Origin of the sequence: Jatrophihabitans cynanchi (assembly GCF_027247405.1) — a bacterium.
Lineage (GTDB): Bacteria > Actinomycetota > Actinomycetes > Mycobacteriales > Jatrophihabitantaceae > Jatrophihabitans_B > Jatrophihabitans_B cynanchi.
Map to the genome: position 1 here is coordinate 2,814,038 of NZ_CP097463.1, position 14,314 is coordinate 2,828,351.

General features: G+C 73.7%; 16 protein-coding genes. 12 read left to right on the forward strand and 4 right to left on the reverse strand.

Annotation, left to right across the window (positions count from 1 at the left end; translation table 11 throughout):
• Nucleotides 1-3 precede the first annotated feature (3 nt).
• Nucleotides 4-930: a sucrase ferredoxin gene (locus tag M6B22_RS13755; protein ID WP_269442129.1), complete on the forward strand. Its 927-nt coding sequence runs from the start codon at nucleotides 4-6 to the stop codon at nucleotides 928-930.
• Here the strand turns inward: M6B22_RS13755 and M6B22_RS13760 are convergent.
• Both M6B22_RS13760 and M6B22_RS13765 read right to left on the reverse strand, forming a co-directional pair.
• Nucleotides 894-1,589, reverse strand: coding sequence for an SDR family NAD(P)-dependent oxidoreductase (locus M6B22_RS13760; protein WP_269442130.1), 696 nt, complete (start codon nucleotides 1,587-1,589; stop codon nucleotides 894-896). The two genes, M6B22_RS13755 and M6B22_RS13760, sit on opposite strands and share 37 nt — an antisense overlap.
• Before the next feature lie 105 nt (nucleotides 1,590-1,694).
• Complete coding sequence (locus M6B22_RS13765) at nucleotides 1,695-2,198, reverse strand: inorganic diphosphatase (protein ID WP_269442131.1); 504 nt, start codon at nucleotides 2,196-2,198, stop codon at nucleotides 1,695-1,697.
• A 91-nt stretch (nucleotides 2,199-2,289) separates the two neighbouring features.
• Here M6B22_RS13765 and dacB point away from each other — a divergent pair, with 91 nt between their 5' ends.
• The 11 genes from dacB to M6B22_RS13820 all read left to right on the forward strand — a co-directional run bounded on the left by dacB (nucleotide 2,290) and on the right by M6B22_RS13820 (nucleotide 13,113).
• On the forward strand, nucleotides 2,290-3,684 hold the full coding sequence (dacB, locus tag M6B22_RS13770) for a D-alanyl-D-alanine carboxypeptidase/D-alanyl-D-alanine endopeptidase (RefSeq protein WP_269442132.1): 1,395 nt from the start codon (nucleotides 2,290-2,292) through the stop codon (nucleotides 3,682-3,684).
• 203 nt (nucleotides 3,685-3,887) lie between these two features.
• Nucleotides 3,888-4,934, forward strand: a complete 1,047-nt coding sequence (locus tag M6B22_RS13775) for a zinc-dependent metalloprotease (protein ID WP_269442133.1) — start codon at nucleotides 3,888-3,890, stop codon at nucleotides 4,932-4,934.
• 16 nt (nucleotides 4,935-4,950) lie between these two features.
• Nucleotides 4,951-5,940: a tRNA lysidine(34) synthetase TilS gene (tilS, locus tag M6B22_RS13780; RefSeq protein WP_269442134.1), complete on the forward strand. Its 990-nt coding sequence runs from the start codon at nucleotides 4,951-4,953 to the stop codon at nucleotides 5,938-5,940.
• Between the two features lie 5 nt (nucleotides 5,941-5,945).
• Nucleotides 5,946-6,494 carry a hypoxanthine phosphoribosyltransferase gene (hpt, locus tag M6B22_RS13785; protein WP_407935526.1) on the forward strand — a complete coding sequence of 183 codons (549 nt, stop codon included), beginning with the start codon at nucleotides 5,946-5,948 and terminating at the stop codon, nucleotides 6,492-6,494.
• Between the two features lie 76 nt (nucleotides 6,495-6,570).
• Nucleotides 6,571-8,805 carry an ATP-dependent zinc metalloprotease FtsH gene (gene ftsH / locus M6B22_RS13790; RefSeq protein ID WP_269442135.1) on the forward strand — a complete coding sequence of 745 codons (2,235 nt, stop codon included), beginning with the start codon at nucleotides 6,571-6,573 and terminating at the stop codon, nucleotides 8,803-8,805.
• A 233-nt stretch (nucleotides 8,806-9,038) separates the two neighbouring features.
• A complete protein-coding gene (folE, locus tag M6B22_RS13795) occupies nucleotides 9,039-9,596 on the forward strand; it encodes a GTP cyclohydrolase I FolE (protein WP_269442136.1) in 558 nt (185 codons plus the stop codon).
• Entirely contained in the window at nucleotides 9,596-10,429 is an 834-nt protein-coding gene (folP, locus tag M6B22_RS13800) for a dihydropteroate synthase (protein WP_269445832.1), read from the forward strand. Before folE ends, folP begins: the two co-directional genes overlap by 1 nt.
• Complete coding sequence (gene folB / locus M6B22_RS13805; protein WP_269442137.1) at nucleotides 10,426-10,812, forward strand: dihydroneopterin aldolase; 387 nt, start codon at nucleotides 10,426-10,428, stop codon at nucleotides 10,810-10,812. The genes folP and folB overlap by 4 nt, the downstream gene beginning before the upstream one ends.
• Nucleotides 10,809-11,300, forward strand: a complete 492-nt coding sequence (gene folK, locus M6B22_RS13810) for a 2-amino-4-hydroxy-6-hydroxymethyldihydropteridine diphosphokinase (RefSeq protein WP_269442138.1) — start codon at nucleotides 10,809-10,811, stop codon at nucleotides 11,298-11,300. The genes folB and folK overlap by 4 nt, the downstream gene beginning before the upstream one ends.
• Before the next feature lie 10 nt (nucleotides 11,301-11,310).
• Nucleotides 11,311-11,796 (forward strand): DUF3180 domain-containing protein, encoded by a 486-nt coding sequence (locus M6B22_RS13815; RefSeq protein WP_269442139.1) that lies wholly within the window; start codon nucleotides 11,311-11,313, stop codon nucleotides 11,794-11,796.
• A 60-nt stretch (nucleotides 11,797-11,856) separates the two neighbouring features.
• Nucleotides 11,857-13,113, forward strand: a complete 1,257-nt coding sequence (locus tag M6B22_RS13820) for a DUF6779 domain-containing protein (protein WP_269442140.1) — start codon at nucleotides 11,857-11,859, stop codon at nucleotides 13,111-13,113.
• 55 nt (nucleotides 13,114-13,168) lie between these two features.
• Here the strand turns inward: M6B22_RS13820 and M6B22_RS13825 are convergent, their stop codons facing one another.
• Nucleotides 13,169-13,627, reverse strand: a complete 459-nt coding sequence (locus M6B22_RS13825) for a hypothetical protein (protein WP_269442141.1) — start codon at nucleotides 13,625-13,627, stop codon at nucleotides 13,169-13,171.
• 65 nt (nucleotides 13,628-13,692) lie between these two features.
• Nucleotides 13,693-14,229 (reverse strand): MarR family winged helix-turn-helix transcriptional regulator, encoded by a 537-nt coding sequence (locus M6B22_RS13830; RefSeq protein WP_269442142.1) that lies wholly within the window; start codon nucleotides 14,227-14,229, stop codon nucleotides 13,693-13,695.
• Nucleotides 14,230-14,314: the final 85 nt, after the last annotated feature.

Here is a 14,314-nt window from a genome sequence, read left to right on the forward strand (position 1 = left end):
GCGGTGACCGAACCGCAGGCGCCGCACCAGTCCCACCCGCATCCGCGGGAGTCGCTCGCCCGCTGCGCGCTTCGTGCGCAGCTGCGCGGGGACACCATGCTGGGCACCGCGTTCCCGGCGGCGCGGCTGCTGCTCATCGAGCAGCCCGGACCCTGGGGGCGCGACGGGCTGCGCACCTCGCACTTCGACGGGGACACCGCGCTGGCACTGGAGCGGCGCGCGTCGGCCGCGGGGATCCGCGTGCAGGCGATCCGCGGCCCCGGACGCACGGCGCGCGGTGCGCGGCGGCGGTGGGCGCTGGTCGACACCAGGATCGGTCGCGAGTCGTTGCGCTGGGGCAGCTTCGACCGGGACGCTGACCTGCTGGAGCTGCCGCTGGACGGCTCGACCGGCATTGCCGACGAGGCGCCGTTGTACCTGGTGTGCGCGCACAGCAAGCACGACACCTGTTGCGCGCTGCGCGGCCGGCCGGTCGCCGCGGCGATCGAGAGCGTGCGGCCGGGGCGGGTGTTCGAGTGCAGCCACCTGGGCGGGGACCGGTTCGCCGCCAACGTCCTGGTGCTGCCTGCCGGCCTGCTGTACGGCCGGGTGCTGCCCTTCGCGGCGGCCGAGTTCGTCGCGGCGGCCGAGGCGGACGAAGTGGTCGGTGCGCTGCTGCGCGGCCGTGTCGGGCTGCCGTCGGCCGCGCAGGCAGCGCTCGCCTTCGCCTACGAGCACCTCGCGCTGCGCCGGCGTACCGACCTGCAGGTGCGCTCGACGTCCCCGGTGAACGGCGGGGTGTCGGTGGTGCGCATTGCCGGGCCGCACGGCCTGCTGGACGTGTCGGTGCGGGTGGACACGGTCGCCGCGACCGGGCTCACCTGCGCGAACCCGCGACCGAACCAGTACCTCAGCTACCGGCCGCTGTCCGTCGTCCCGGTCGAGGAGTGAACCCGCCGCATCGGGGCGGTGCGGTGTGCACGGCTGCGCGTCAGCGGGCGCGGTCGGTCCGGATCCGCAAGGTGGCGATGAACGTGGCCAGCAGCTCGTAGTGCCCGACCAGGAGCACGAACTCGATCGCCTGTTGCCCGTCGAGGTGCGTCCGCATCGCCTGCCACGACGCGTCGTCCAGATCCTGCCGCGCCGAACTTGCTCGCGCTGCAGGCCGCGTGCCACGGCAGGGCGACGAGCGCCGCGGCGGACGCCACGTTCACCAGGTGACCGCCCCGGCCGGCCGCGATCATCGGCGGCACGAACGCCTCGATCACCTGGATCGGTCCCATCAGGTTGACGTCCACCATCGCCTGCCAGTGCGCGTGCTCCAGGTTCTCGACCGTGCCCCACGCGGACACGCCGGCGATGTTCATGACCACGTCGAGCGCGTCGACCTGCGCGTGTACCGAGGCGCCGAGTGCTCGTACCTGTTCCAGGTCGCTGATGTCGGCGGGCTCGGCCAGCCGCACCGCGCACCCGGCCCGCCGGAGTTCGTTCGCCGCCCGAGCCAGTGCGCCGGAGGCGACGTCGGTGAGGAACAGTTCGGCACCGTGCCAGCCGGCGAGCGCCGCGGTCGCGCGGCCGATCCCGCTCGCCGCGCCGGTGATCAGGGACACTCGAGCCGCGTCCGGCTGCCCAGCCCCGCCGAGTGGCGACCCAGGGCGCCCAGTGGCGAGGAAATGCCCGCCACTGGGCGGTCCAGGTCGCCACTCGGCGCCTTCTCAGTGCGCGATGACGCCCGGGTTGTCGATCAGCCGCTGGCGCGACGCGACGATCTCGGCCTCGGCCTCGGTGCGCCCGACCCAGGCCGCGCCCTCGACGCTCTTGCCCGGCTCGAGGTCCTTGTAGACCTCGAAGAAGTGCTGGATCTCCAGCCGGTCGAACTCGGGCACGTGATGGATGTCGCGCAGGTGCTCCAGCCGCGGGTCGGTCGACGGGACGGCAAGGATCTTGTCGTCGCCGCCCTTCTCGTCCGTCATCCGGAACATGCCGATGGCCCGGCACCGCACCAGCACGCCCGGGTAGAGCGGGTCGCCGTGCAGGATCACCAGCGAGTCCAGCGGGTCCCCGTCCGCTCCGAGGGTCTCCTCGATGTAGCCGTAGTCCGCGGGGTACTGGGTGGACGTGAACAGCGTGCGGTCCAGGCGCATACGACCGGTCGCGTGGTCCACCTCATACTTGTTGCGGCTGCCGCGGGGGATCTCGATGAGGACGTCGAATTCCACTTCGCTCAGGTTCCTCTCGCCGATGACGGGCACGCACGGCGCCGGCCGGACTCGGCCGGCCACGGCGCGCCGAGCATTAGTGTGGCCCATCATGAGCCGTCCGGGTGTGCGCACCGCCTCGCTCGTGGCGCTCGTCATCGTGCTGGCGGCCGGCGCCGGAACCGCGGGGTTCTTCGAGACCCGGGCCCTACGCAGCCATCGGGACCCCGCGCCGAGCGCGTCCGCAGCCCCGACCGCCTGGCCCGCCGCGCTGTCGGCCGCCACCGCGGCGCCGGCTCCGGTCGTGACCGCGGGCGCCGGGCAGGTGCCCGCGGCCGCCGCGGTCGCCCGGGCGCTGGCCGCACCGGTCCGCGACCCGGCGCTGGGCTCGCGTCTGCTCGCGCAGGTGATCGACGTCGACTCGGGCACGTCGCTGTTCGCCGACCGGCCGGGCACTCCCGCGGCGCCCGCCTCGACGGCGAAGCTGCTGACCGCGGCGGCCGTGCTCGCCGCCTACCCCGGCACGCACCGGTTCACCACCTCGGTCGCCACGGGCGCCGGCGGCGCGCTCGTGCTGGTCGGCGGCGGCGACCCGACGCTGACGGCGGCCGCCGCGGGCAAGGCCGCCGACTACCCGGGCGCCGCGCGCATCAGCGATCTCGCGGCGCAACTGCACGGCGTGCCGGTCACCCGCATCGTCGTCGACGACTCGCTGTTCGCCGGGCCGTCGGTCTCGCCGGACTGGGCCGCCGAGGACGTGCCGAGCAGCTACGCGTCGGCGATCACCGCGGTGCTGGCCGACGGGGGCCGGGCCCGGCCCGGGGACGCGATCCGCAGCGCGGCGCCGGATCTGGCCGCCGGCCATGCGCTGGCCGCCGCGCTCGGTCACGCGGACCTGCCGGTGACGCGTGGGGCCGCGCCGTCAGGTGCCCGCACCCTGGCCACGGTGCGCTCGGCGCCGCTGCGCGAACTGGTCGAGCAGATGTTGCAGCAGTCCGACAACGTGATCGCCGAGGTGCTGGCGCGGCAGGTCGCGGTGGCCCGGCACCTGCCCGCCTCGTTCACCGGCGCGGCGGCCGCGGTTCGCGCCGAGCTCGCCGGCCTCGGCGTGCAGGTCGGCGCCGGGCTGCGCGACGGCAGCGGGCTCGCCGCCGCGGACCGGGTCAGCCCGGCCGCGCTGGCCGCGGTGCTGCGGCTGGCCGCGACGGGACCGGCCGGCCCCCGCGCGCTGCTGGCCGGCCTGCCCGTCGCGGCCTGGTCGGGGACGCTGGCCGACCGCTACCTCGGCGGCCGGGCGGTCGCCGCCGGCGCGGGGGCGGTGCGCGCCAAGACCGGCACGCTGACCGGCGTGTCCTCGCTCGCCGGCGTCGTGCACACCCGGGACGGGCGGCTGCTCGCGTTCGCGCTGATCGCCGACCGCGTCGCCCCCGGCGCTGCGGCGACCGACGCCGCCGACGCCGCGCTGGACGCCATCGCGGCCGCGCTGGCGCGGTGCGGCTGTTCCTGAGCGGGCCGGCGAAAACTCCCCCTTGGCGGCAGATGAGTTCCGCGTTAGTATCTTCCTCGGAAGGTATCGCCACGGGACGGTCCCCGCTTGGGGGAGCACGGGCCCGGCCCGTGGCCACCGGGCGCCGCGTCGAGCGGCGCGCTGGGCTCGCGTCGGGGGGCGCGATAAGGGCCGCTCATGCCCGCGGTAGGTACTGTGCGGGCATGAGCGGTCTCATCGACTGGGACGTCGCGGCCCGAGTGGCCAGACGGCTCAGTCCAGCCCCGCCGGCCGTCAGCCGGGACATCGCCGAGGACGCGGTGGGCGAGCTGTACCGCTGCGCCTCGCGCGCTGCCGACCACGTCGCCGAGCTCACCGGGCTGCACGAGCCGCCGGTCACCGCCGCGACCCGGGTGGTCGACCGGCACGCCTGGATCGACGTGAACGCCGGCGGGATGCGTGCCGTGCTCACCCCGCTGATCGACAAGCTCGCCGCTGACAATCCGGTCGGCCGGGTGGGCGAGCGGATCGGCGGCCGGGTCACCGGCGCCCAGGCCGGCGCGGTCCTCGGCTTCCTGTCCGGGAAGGTCCTCGGCCAGTTCGAGTTCTTCGACCGCCCGGGCGGGCAGTTGCTGCTCGTGGCGCCCAACCTGGTCGCGGTCGAACGCCAGCTCAAGGTCGACCCGTCCGACTTCCGGCTCTGGGTCTGCCTGCACGAGGTGACCCACCGGGTCCAGTTCACCGCGGTCCCCTGGCTGCGCCGGCACATGCTGGACGAGGTCAGCGCGCTCACCGAGTCGATGGACACCGATCCGGCCGCGCTCCGCCAGCGGCTCGCCGGCGCGGCGAGCGAGCTGGTCAAGGTGATCCGCGGCAGGGACGACGGCGCGGGGCTGATGGCCGCGCTCGCCACGCCGCAGCAGCGCGAGATCCTCGATCGCGTCGGCGCGTTCATGTCGCTCGTCGAGGGGCACGCCGAGTACGTGATGAACGCCGTCGACCCGGCGGTCATCCCGAGCCAGCCGCAGATCGAGCAGCGGTTCGCGGTGCGCCGGCGGCGCGGCGCGAACCCGCTTGACCGGTTGCTGCGCCGGCTGCTCGGCATGGACGCCAAGACCCGGCAGTACGTCGACGGCGCGACGTTCGTGCGCACCGTGATCGACCGGGTCGGGCTGGCGGACTTCAACGCGGTCTGGGCGTCTCGCCAGACGCTGCCGAGCAAGGCCGAGATCGCGAACCCGGTGCAGTGGATCGCGCGCGTCCACGCCTGATCCGGGGCTGAGGCCGATGGCCCCGCACCCGGCGGTCGCCGAGGTCCGCCGCGCCGTGCGCGAGCACCTGCGGCGGCTCGGCCAGGGGCGCGCCCTGGTCGCCTGTTCCGGCGGCGCCGACTCGCTCGCGCTCGCCGCGGCGACGGCGTTCGTGGCGCCGCGGCTCGGCATCGCGGCCGGGCTCGTCACGGTCGATCACGGGCTGCAGCCGGGCTCGGCCACGCAGGCGCAGCGGGTCGCGGCGGTCGGCGCCGAACTCGGGCTGGACCCGGTCGAGATCGTCCCGGTAGCCGTCGGGACGGCGGGCGGGCCGGAGGCGGCGGCGCGCACCGCGCGGTACGCCGCGCTCGACGCGGTCGCCGCGGCGCTCGACGCACAGGTGCTGCTGGGGCACACGCTGGACGACCAGGCCGAGACGGTGCTCCTCGGGCTGGGTCGCGGCTCGGGCCCGCGTTCGATCGCGGGCATGCGGGCGCGGCAGGGGCGATGGAGCCGGCCGTTGCTCGGGGTGCGGCGCAGCACGACCGCCGCGGCCTGCGCCGCGCTGGGGCTGGAGTCCTGGACGGACCCGCACAACGCCGACCCGGCCTATCAGCGGGTGCGGCTGCGCACCGAGGTGCTGCCACTGCTCGAGGAGGTGTTGCGCGGCGGCGTCGCCGAGGCGCTCGCCCGCACCGCGGCGCTGCTGCAGGACGACCTGGACGCCGTCGACGCCCTCGCCGACGGCTTCGGCATGCCTCAGCGGTGCCCGGACCCCACGATCGCATGCCAGAGCCTGGACGCGGGCGAGCTGGCCGGCACGCCCCGCGCGATCCGCACCAGGCTGCTGCGTGCCTGGGCCCGCTCGAACGGCGCCGGCCCGCTGAGTGCCGAGCGCACCGCCGCGCTGGACGCGCTGATCACCGACTGGCACGGCCAGGGGCCGGTCGACCTGCCGGGCGGCGTCCGGGTGATCCGCGCGTCTGGGAAACTGGTGGTGTCCCCGAGCGTCTTTGACCAGGAGTGATCGCCGTGTCCGAACTCGACGCCGACATCGACGAGGTCGTGATCACGGCCGAGCAGATCAACGGCAAGATCACCGAGCTGGCCAAGGAGATCGACGCCGAGTACGCAGACCGCGAACCGTTGCTGGTCGGTGTGCTCAAGGGCGCCGTCATGTTCATGTCCGACCTGGCGCGCCAGCTGGAGCGCCCGTCGACGATGGAGTTCATGGCGGTCAGCTCCTACGGCAGCGCCACCACGTCGTCCGGAGTGGTGCGCATCCTCAAGGACCTGGACCGCGACATCGCCGGCCAGCACGTGCTGATCGTCGAGGACATCATCGACTCCGGACTGACCCTCTCGTGGTTGCTCAAGAACCTCGCCGCGCGCCACCCGGCGTCCATCGAGATCGTCACCTTGCTGCGCAAACCGGACGCCGTGAAGGTCGAGGTTCCGGTCAAATATGTGGGCTTCGACATCGCGAACGAGTTCGTCGTCGGCTACGGCCTGGACTACGCCGAGCGGTACCGCGACCTGCCGTACATCGGGCGCTTGCGGCCCTCGGTGTACGGGGGCTGACGTGTACCGTCGCTAGTTAATTGCCGCGAAACCGAGCAGGAGGAACGCGGACGGCCCCCCGTTCGTGAATACGCATATGAACCGCAAGCGCATTCTGAGGTCGTGGTGGCTGTGGGCGGCCGTGATCCTGTTCGGCTTGTTCGTCCTGCCGTCCCTGCTCGGCGGTGGCAGCGACTACCACGGTGTGTCCACCCAGCAGGCGCTGGCGCAGATCGAATCGGGCAACGCCAAGAAGGTCACCGTCAAGGACAAGGAGCAGGAGCTCCAGGTCGACCTGAACACCAAGTTCGACGGCAAGTACACCAAGATCAGCACCCAGTACCCGTCCGGCAGCTCGGACGAGATCCTGACGACCTTGGAGAAGGCCAAGAGCGGCGATCAGCCGCTGAACTTCAACACCAAGGTGACGCACGACAACACCTGGCTCTCGCTGCTGGTCAGCCTGTTGCCGATCCTGTTGATCGTCGGCGTGCTGTTCTTCGTGATGAGCCAGGTGCAGGGCGGCGGCAGCCGGGTGATGAGCTTCGGCCGCAGCAAGGCCAAACTGGTGACCAAGGACACCCCGAAGACGACGTTCGCCGACGTCGCGGGCGCGGACGAGGCGATCGAGGAACTCGAGGAGATCAAGGAGTTCCTGGCCAACCCGGCGAAGTTCCAGGCGATCGGCGCCAAGATCCCCAAGGGCGTGTTGCTGTACGGCCCACCGGGCACCGGCAAGACGCTGCTCGCGCGCGCGGTCGCCGGCGAGGCGGGCGTGCCGTTCTACTCGATCTCCGGCTCGGACTTCGTGGAGATGTTCGTCGGTGTCGGTGCCTCCCGCGTTCGTGACCTGTTCACGCAGGCCAAGGAGAACGCGCCGTCGATCATCTTCGTCGACGAGATCGACGCCGTGGGCCGGCACCGTGGCGCCGGCATGGGCGGCGGTCACGACGAACGCGAGCAGACCCTGAACCAGCTGCTGGTCGAGATGGACGGCTTCGACGTCAAGGGCGGCGTGATCCTGATCGCCGCGACCAACCGTCCCGACATCCTGGACCCGGCGCTGCTGCGCCCTGGTCGCTTCGACCGGCAGATCGCGGTCGGGCCGCCGGACGTCCTGGGTCGCGAGGCCGTGCTGCGCGTGCACGCCAAGGGCAAGCCGTTCGCCGCCGACGTCGACCTCGGCGTGATCGCGCGCCGCACGCCCGGCTTCACCGGCGCCGACCTGGCGAACGTGATCAACGAGGCCGCCCTGCTCACCGCGCGCAACAACGGCCGGCTGATCACCACCTCGGCGCTGGAGGAGTCGATCGACCGTGTCCTCGCCGGCCCGGAGCGCAAGACCCGGGCGATGAGCGACAAGGAGAAGCGGGTCACCGCCTATCACGAGGCCGGGCACGCGCTCACGGCGTGGGCGATGCCGAACCTCGACCCGGTGCACAAGGTGACGATCCTGCCGCGCGGCCGGTCACTGGGGCACACCCTGGTGCTGCCGCTGGAGGACCGCTACACGCAGACCCGCTCGGAGATCCTCGACCAGCTCGTGTACGCACTGGGCGGGCGCGCCGCCGAGGAACTCGTCTTCCACGAGCCGACGACCGGCGCGTCCAACGACATCGAGAAGGCCAGCGGCCTGGCCCGCGCGATGATCACCGAGTACGGCATGAGCGCCAAGCTCGGTGCGGTCAAGTACGGCACCGGCGACGCCGAACCGTTCATGGGGCGCGACTACGGCCACCAGCGCGACTACTCCGAGGCCGTCGCCGCGGACATCGACGCCGAGGTGCGCGGCCTGATCGAGGGCGCGCACGACGAGGCCTGGGAGATCCTGGTCCAGTACCGCGACACGCTCGACGCGATGGTGCTGGAGCTGGTCGAGAAGGAGACGCTGGCCAAGGACGATCTGGAGCGGATCCTCGCGCCGGTGCGCAAGCGGCCGCCGCACAACAGCTTCGCCGGGTTCGGCAAGCGCACGCCGAGTGACCGTCCGCCGATCGAGATCCCGCCGTCGCTGCGCAAGGCACCGGCCCCGACGAACGGCGCGCACGCCCAGCCCGGGGTGCAGCCCGATCCGACACCGCCGGCGCCGGCGCCTACGCCCGGCGCCTTCGGTCCGTCCGACCGCCCGGGCACGCCCTACGGCGGATACCCTCCCCCGCCGCCTACGGCCCCACTGGCGGGGGGACCCCCATCGCCGCCTACGGCCCCACTGGCGGGGGGACCTCCCCCGCCGCCTACGGCCCCACTGGCGGGGGGACCCCCATCGCCGCCCTCGGCCCCGGTCCCGGGAGGGCCTCCTCCGCCACCGCCTACGGCGCCGTACCACCAGTGAGCGAGCTTGCGAGCTCACCGTCGGGTGCAGCTGCGTCTTCGCGGCCGACGAAGCAGGCCGAGCCGAGCGAGCTTGCGAGCTCACCGTCGGGTGCAGCTGCGTCTTCGCGGCCGACGAAGGAGGCCGAGCCGAGCGAGCTTGCGAGCTCACCGTCGGGTGCAGCTGCGTCTTCGCGGCCGACGAAGGAGGCCGAGCCGAGCGAGCTTGCGAGCTCACCGTCGGGCAGTGTCGATGTGGCGCGCGCCGAGGCTGCGGTGCGCGAGCTACTGCTGGCGGTCGGCGAGGACCCGGACCGCGAGGGGCTCAAGGCCACCCCGAGTCGGGTGGCGCGCTCCTACGCCGAGATCTTCGGCGGCCTGTTCGTCGATCCGGAGGAGGTGCTGCAGACGACGTTCGACGAGAACCACGACGAACTGGTGCTCGTCAAGGACATCGCGCTGTACTCGACCTGCGAGCATCACCTCGTCCCGTTCCACGGCTCGGCCGCGGTCGGCTACATCCCCGGCGACGACGGCCGGATCACCGGGCTGTCCAAGCTGGCCCGGCTGGTCGACCTGTACGCGCGCCGGCCGCAGGTGCAGGAACGGCTGACCTCGCAGATCGCCGACGCGGTGATGCGCCGGCTCGAGCCACGCGGCGTGATCGTGGTGGTCGAGGCCGAGCACCTGTGCATGGCGATGCGCGGCGTGCGCAAGCCGGGCGCGATGACGATGACCTCCGCGGTGCGCGGCATCTTCAAGGCCGATCCGCGCACCCGAGCCGAAGCCCTGAGCCTGATCCTGGGGAAGTGATGTCGCTTCCGGTGCGTACCGACCGCATCGTCGTCGTCGGGGTACTGAACGTCACGCCGGACTCGTTCTCCGACGGCGGGCGCTACACGACGCTCGACGACGCGATCGCGCACGCGCACGAGATGCGCGCCGAGGGCGCCGACCTGATCGACGTGGGTGGCGAGTCGACCCGGCCCGGCGCGCAGCGGGTGGACGCCGAGGAGGAGACGCGCCGGGTCGTCCCGGTGATCGAAGCGCTGGCCGGCGCCGGTTTCGCGCTGAGCGTGGACACGTACCGCGCCGAGGTCGCCGAGGCCGCCCTGAAGGCCGGCGCGCACGTCGTCAACGACGTGTCCGGCGGGCTGGGCGACCCGGACATGGGCCGGGTGGTGCGGGACGCCCGCTGCCCGTGGATCCTCATGCACTGGCGCGGGCACAGCGCGCGCATGCAGCAACTCGCCGTGTACGACGACGTCGTCGCGGACGTGCGGCGCGAGCTGTCCGAGCGGGTGGACGCCGCGCTCGCGGTCGGGGTGGACCGCACCGCGCTCGTGCTCGATCCGGGGCTGGGCTTCGCCAAGACCGCCGCGCACAACTGGCAGCTGCTCGCCCGGCTCGATGCGCTCACCGAAGTCGGCCTGCCGGTGCTCGTGGGCTCCTCGCGCAAGTCGTTCCTCGGTTCGTTGCTTGCGGACGCCGGCGGTGCGGCGCGTCCGGTCGGCGAGCGCGAGGACGCGACCACCGCGCTGACGGCGTACGCCGCCACGCAGGGCGTCTGGGGGGTGCGGGTGCACGAGGTGCGGCCGTCGGTCGACGCCGCGCTGGCCATGGCCGCCGTCCGGAGCGCACGATGACGCCCGACCTGATCTCGCTGACCGGGCTGCGGGTGCGCGGCAATCACGGCGTGTTCGACTTCGAGCGTGCCGACGGGCAGGACTTCGTCGTCGACGTCGCGCTCGAGACGGACACCCGCGCAGCCGCTACCTCCGACCGGCTCACGGACACGATCGACTACGGCGCGCTCGCCCAGCAACTGGCCGCGGTGATCGGGGGCGAACCGGTCAACCTGCTCGAGACGCTCGCCGCCCGGCTGGCCGACAGCTGCCTCGCGGACGCCCGCGTGCACGCGGCCACGGTGACCGTGCACAAGCCGCAGGCGCCGATCCCGCTCGCCTTCGCCGACGTGGCCGTCACCGTCCGCCGCGACAGGGTTGTCCCCGGGCGTGACCAGCCGTGAGCATCGCGGTGCTGTCGATCGGGTCGAACCTGGGGGACCGGCTCGCGCTGCTGCAGGCGGCGGCCGACGCCTTCCGGCCGTGGTTGCGCGAGCTCTCGCCGGTCTACCGGACGCCGCCGTGGGGGCCGGTGCCGCAGGGTGACTACCTCAACGCGGTGCTGATCGTCGAGGACCGGGCCGCCGGCCCGGCGACCTGGCTGCAGCGCGCGCACGCCTCGGAACAGGCGGCCGGTCGCACCCGCGACGTGCGGTGGGGACCGCGCACGCTGGATGTGGACGTGATCGACGTCGACGGCATCGACAGCGCCGATCCGGTGCTGACCCTGCCGCACCCGCGTGCTGCCGAGCGGGCCTTCGTGCTGGTCCCCTGGCTGGCGGTCCAGCCCGGCGCGGCCCTGTCCGGGCGTGCGGTTGCAGACCTGCTCGCGGCGCTGCCGGCGGACGAGGTCGCCGCCGTGCGTCCGTGCCCGGACCTGGTGCTGCGGTGAGCCGGCCCGGATGAGCACCCCGCCGCGGCTGCGCCGAACCGGTCCGCTCGACCTGGCCATCCCGTTGCTGGTCGTCGGCGTGCTCGCGTATGCGCTGTTGCGCGCGAACTACGACTCGCTGCCACCGCTCGGCTGGCTGGTGCCGGCGCCGATGCTGGCGCTCGCCGTCGCCGAGTTCGTCGCTGCACGCCGGGTGCGTGCGGCGGTGCGGCACGACCCGAACGGCCGGCCGATGGCTGCGCTGGTGATCGCCCGTTGCGTCGCACTGGGCAAGGCCTCCTCGATCGTCGGCGCAGCGGTCGTCGGCGCCGCGATCGCGCTGCTGGCACGCGTGCTGCCCGAGTCGTCCACGGTGACGGCCGCCGATCACGACTCGCGGGTCGGTGCCCTGCTGCTCGCGTCGGCCGTGCTGATGGCGGCAGCGGGGTTGCTGCTGGAGCGCGCCGGCATCGACCCCGGAAGTGATGATCACCGGTCCGCTGACCGGCGCGAGTAGCGCGCCCGCGGCGCGCCGACGGCCCCTCGACTCCTCGCGCCCGTTGACTAAGCTGGTGCGATGCCACGCTCCACCGACGGCGCCGGACTGCGCCGCGACCGCCGGGTCGCGGTGGTCCGGGGCATCGGTTTCGGCATCGCGGTCGCCCTGGGAGCCGTGGCTGTCTGGCTGATCGTCACGAGCAGTTCGCTCAAGAGCATGCGGATCGGCGCGCTCGCCGGATTCTGGGGCCTGCTGCTCGGCGCGTATTCGGTGTTCGGCAGTCGGCACGCGCATCCGGCCGCGGCGGAACAGCAGTCCGGCCAGCAGCTCGCCGTGCGGGAGAACGCCGCGCTGGAGCGCGCCGAGGAGGCCGCTGCGCGCCGTCAGTTCGAGTTGCGGCTCGAGCACATGCTGCGCCGTGAGATCCAGGCGGCGGTGGCCCGCGAGGTGTCCACGGTCCGCGCCGAGCTCGCCTCGCTGCGTGGTGAGCTGCTGGAGAAGGTCGGCGGCCAGTTGCGGCTCGAGCGGATCGAGACGACCCGGGTGATCGGCTCGGACATCGAGGCTCTGCAGCGCGAGGTCAACCAGCTCAAGACGATGCGCCAGCTCAACGAGCGGGCCGCGGCGTCGCTGGCGCGCCTCGGCGGCCCGGGACGTGTCGTGGACGCCGAGATCTCCGCACCTGGTCGCGGCGAGCAGCACGAGCCGGTGGACCAGCGCCAGCCCGCGCAGCAGCCGCACATCCGACTCGCGCCGGCGCCCCCGGCCGATGCCGCTCCGCCGCCCGCCGCAGCGCCCGGCCCGCTGCGCCCGCCCGCGCCCGCCGCGCCACCGCCGACAACACCACCGCCGACAACACCACCGCGGGCGCCGGCCGCGCCCGCAGCGTCGGCCACGCCGGCTGCGTCAGCCACGGCCGCCGCGTCCGTCACGGCGGCCGCAGCAGCTTCGGCGGCCGCACGGCAGGGGATGCCGCAGCAGCACGCGGAAACGCAACAGGCGCAAGCACAGCAGGCGCAAGCACCGCAGCAGGCGGACCCACCGTCAGAGACGGACGCACAGCCGAAGGCGGACACCCAGCAGCCCGCCCAGCAGCCGTTGTCGGGTGTGAGCCTGCCTGCCGACGAGTTCGCCGGGCTGCCGCGGCTGCGCCCGTTCACCGACTTCGAGCTCGACCCGATCGAGCCGCCTGCGCCGTCCTACTCGGGACGCCGCCGGGCCGACGAGCCCGTCGGCCGGCACGGCGCGCGCGACGACGAGCCCGGCGGCAGGCGCCGAGGCGACGCCGGCCACGACGTGTTGGCCCAGATCCTGCAGCGCGAAGCGGCGCGCTGACGCGCATCGGCCCGGGTGCGGCCCCGTTCCAGGCCTGAGCGGGCCTGCCTGAGGGTCAGCGGCGGTCCGGCCGCGGCCGCGACAGGCGCAGCCGGCTGCGCAGCCGGCGGTGCGCGCTGACCGGTTCACCCGGCAGCTCGGCGGCAGCGGCGTCGAGCAGCTCCCGGGCCTCCCGCAGCGCCGCGCGTGCCGTGCTCACGTCGGCGGCGGCCAACCCGGTACCGCCGGAGCCGACGAGTTGCGCCTCCACCAGGCGCATCGCGCAGGACGCCAGGGCCATCGCCTCGCCCGGGCTGGGCGTGGTGCCCCCGCGTGCGCCGCCCGGCTCGGCCGTCGCGGAGCGCAGCAGCCCGCGCAGGTCCGTCCGGTGCTCTACCGGGCCGGTCCACGGTGCCGCGGACCCGCCGGGCACTGTCGGCACTGTCGGCACTGTCGGCACTGTCGGCACCGTCGGCACCGTGGGCACTGCAGCGAAGTCCTCGCTCGTCCCCGATTCGCGTGCAGCGTCGTCCATGCCCCGGCCTTGGTGATCTTCACGGAGATCTCATTCTGACAGACGTGCGCAAGGCCCCGGGGGTCTCAGGTGCGCGCTACCCGCCGCCGCTCGGGTACCGCCGTGCTGGGCGGCGACGCGGCGCCGGCGCGCGCCGGGGTGGTCTCGTGCGGTACGTCGGCGTGCTCGTCCAGGGCGCGCAGCCCGTCGGCGACCGTCCCGAGTTGCGCCGGGGTGAGGGTCTGCAACAGCTGTTCGCGCAGCGCCGCCCGGTAGCGACGTTCGGCGTCGCGGGCGACCTGGACGCCCTCGCTGGTCAGCGAGGCATACACGACCCGGCGGTCACCCTCGGAACCGCGCCGGTCGATCAACCCGGCGCGGCCGAGCCGGTCGGCGAGTTTGGTGAACCCGCCGGAGGTCATCAACAGCTCGCGGGCCAGGTGGCTCATCGGCAGCCGCTTGTCCGGTGCATGCAGCAGCGCGTGCAGCACCCCGAAGGACTGCTCGGGCAGCTCCGGGCCGGCGACCTGGGACAGGATCCGCTGGTCGGCGCGCGCGACCACGCGCCGGATCAGCTCCCAGTCCAGGGCTGCCTGATCGTCGACTGCGTCGCGTGCTGCCACGCGCACACGGTAGCTTCCCGCGAGCAGCGATGTCGGCAGCCACGCTGCCGCCGGCCGTAGCGGTGAGCACGCACCGGGACTTAAC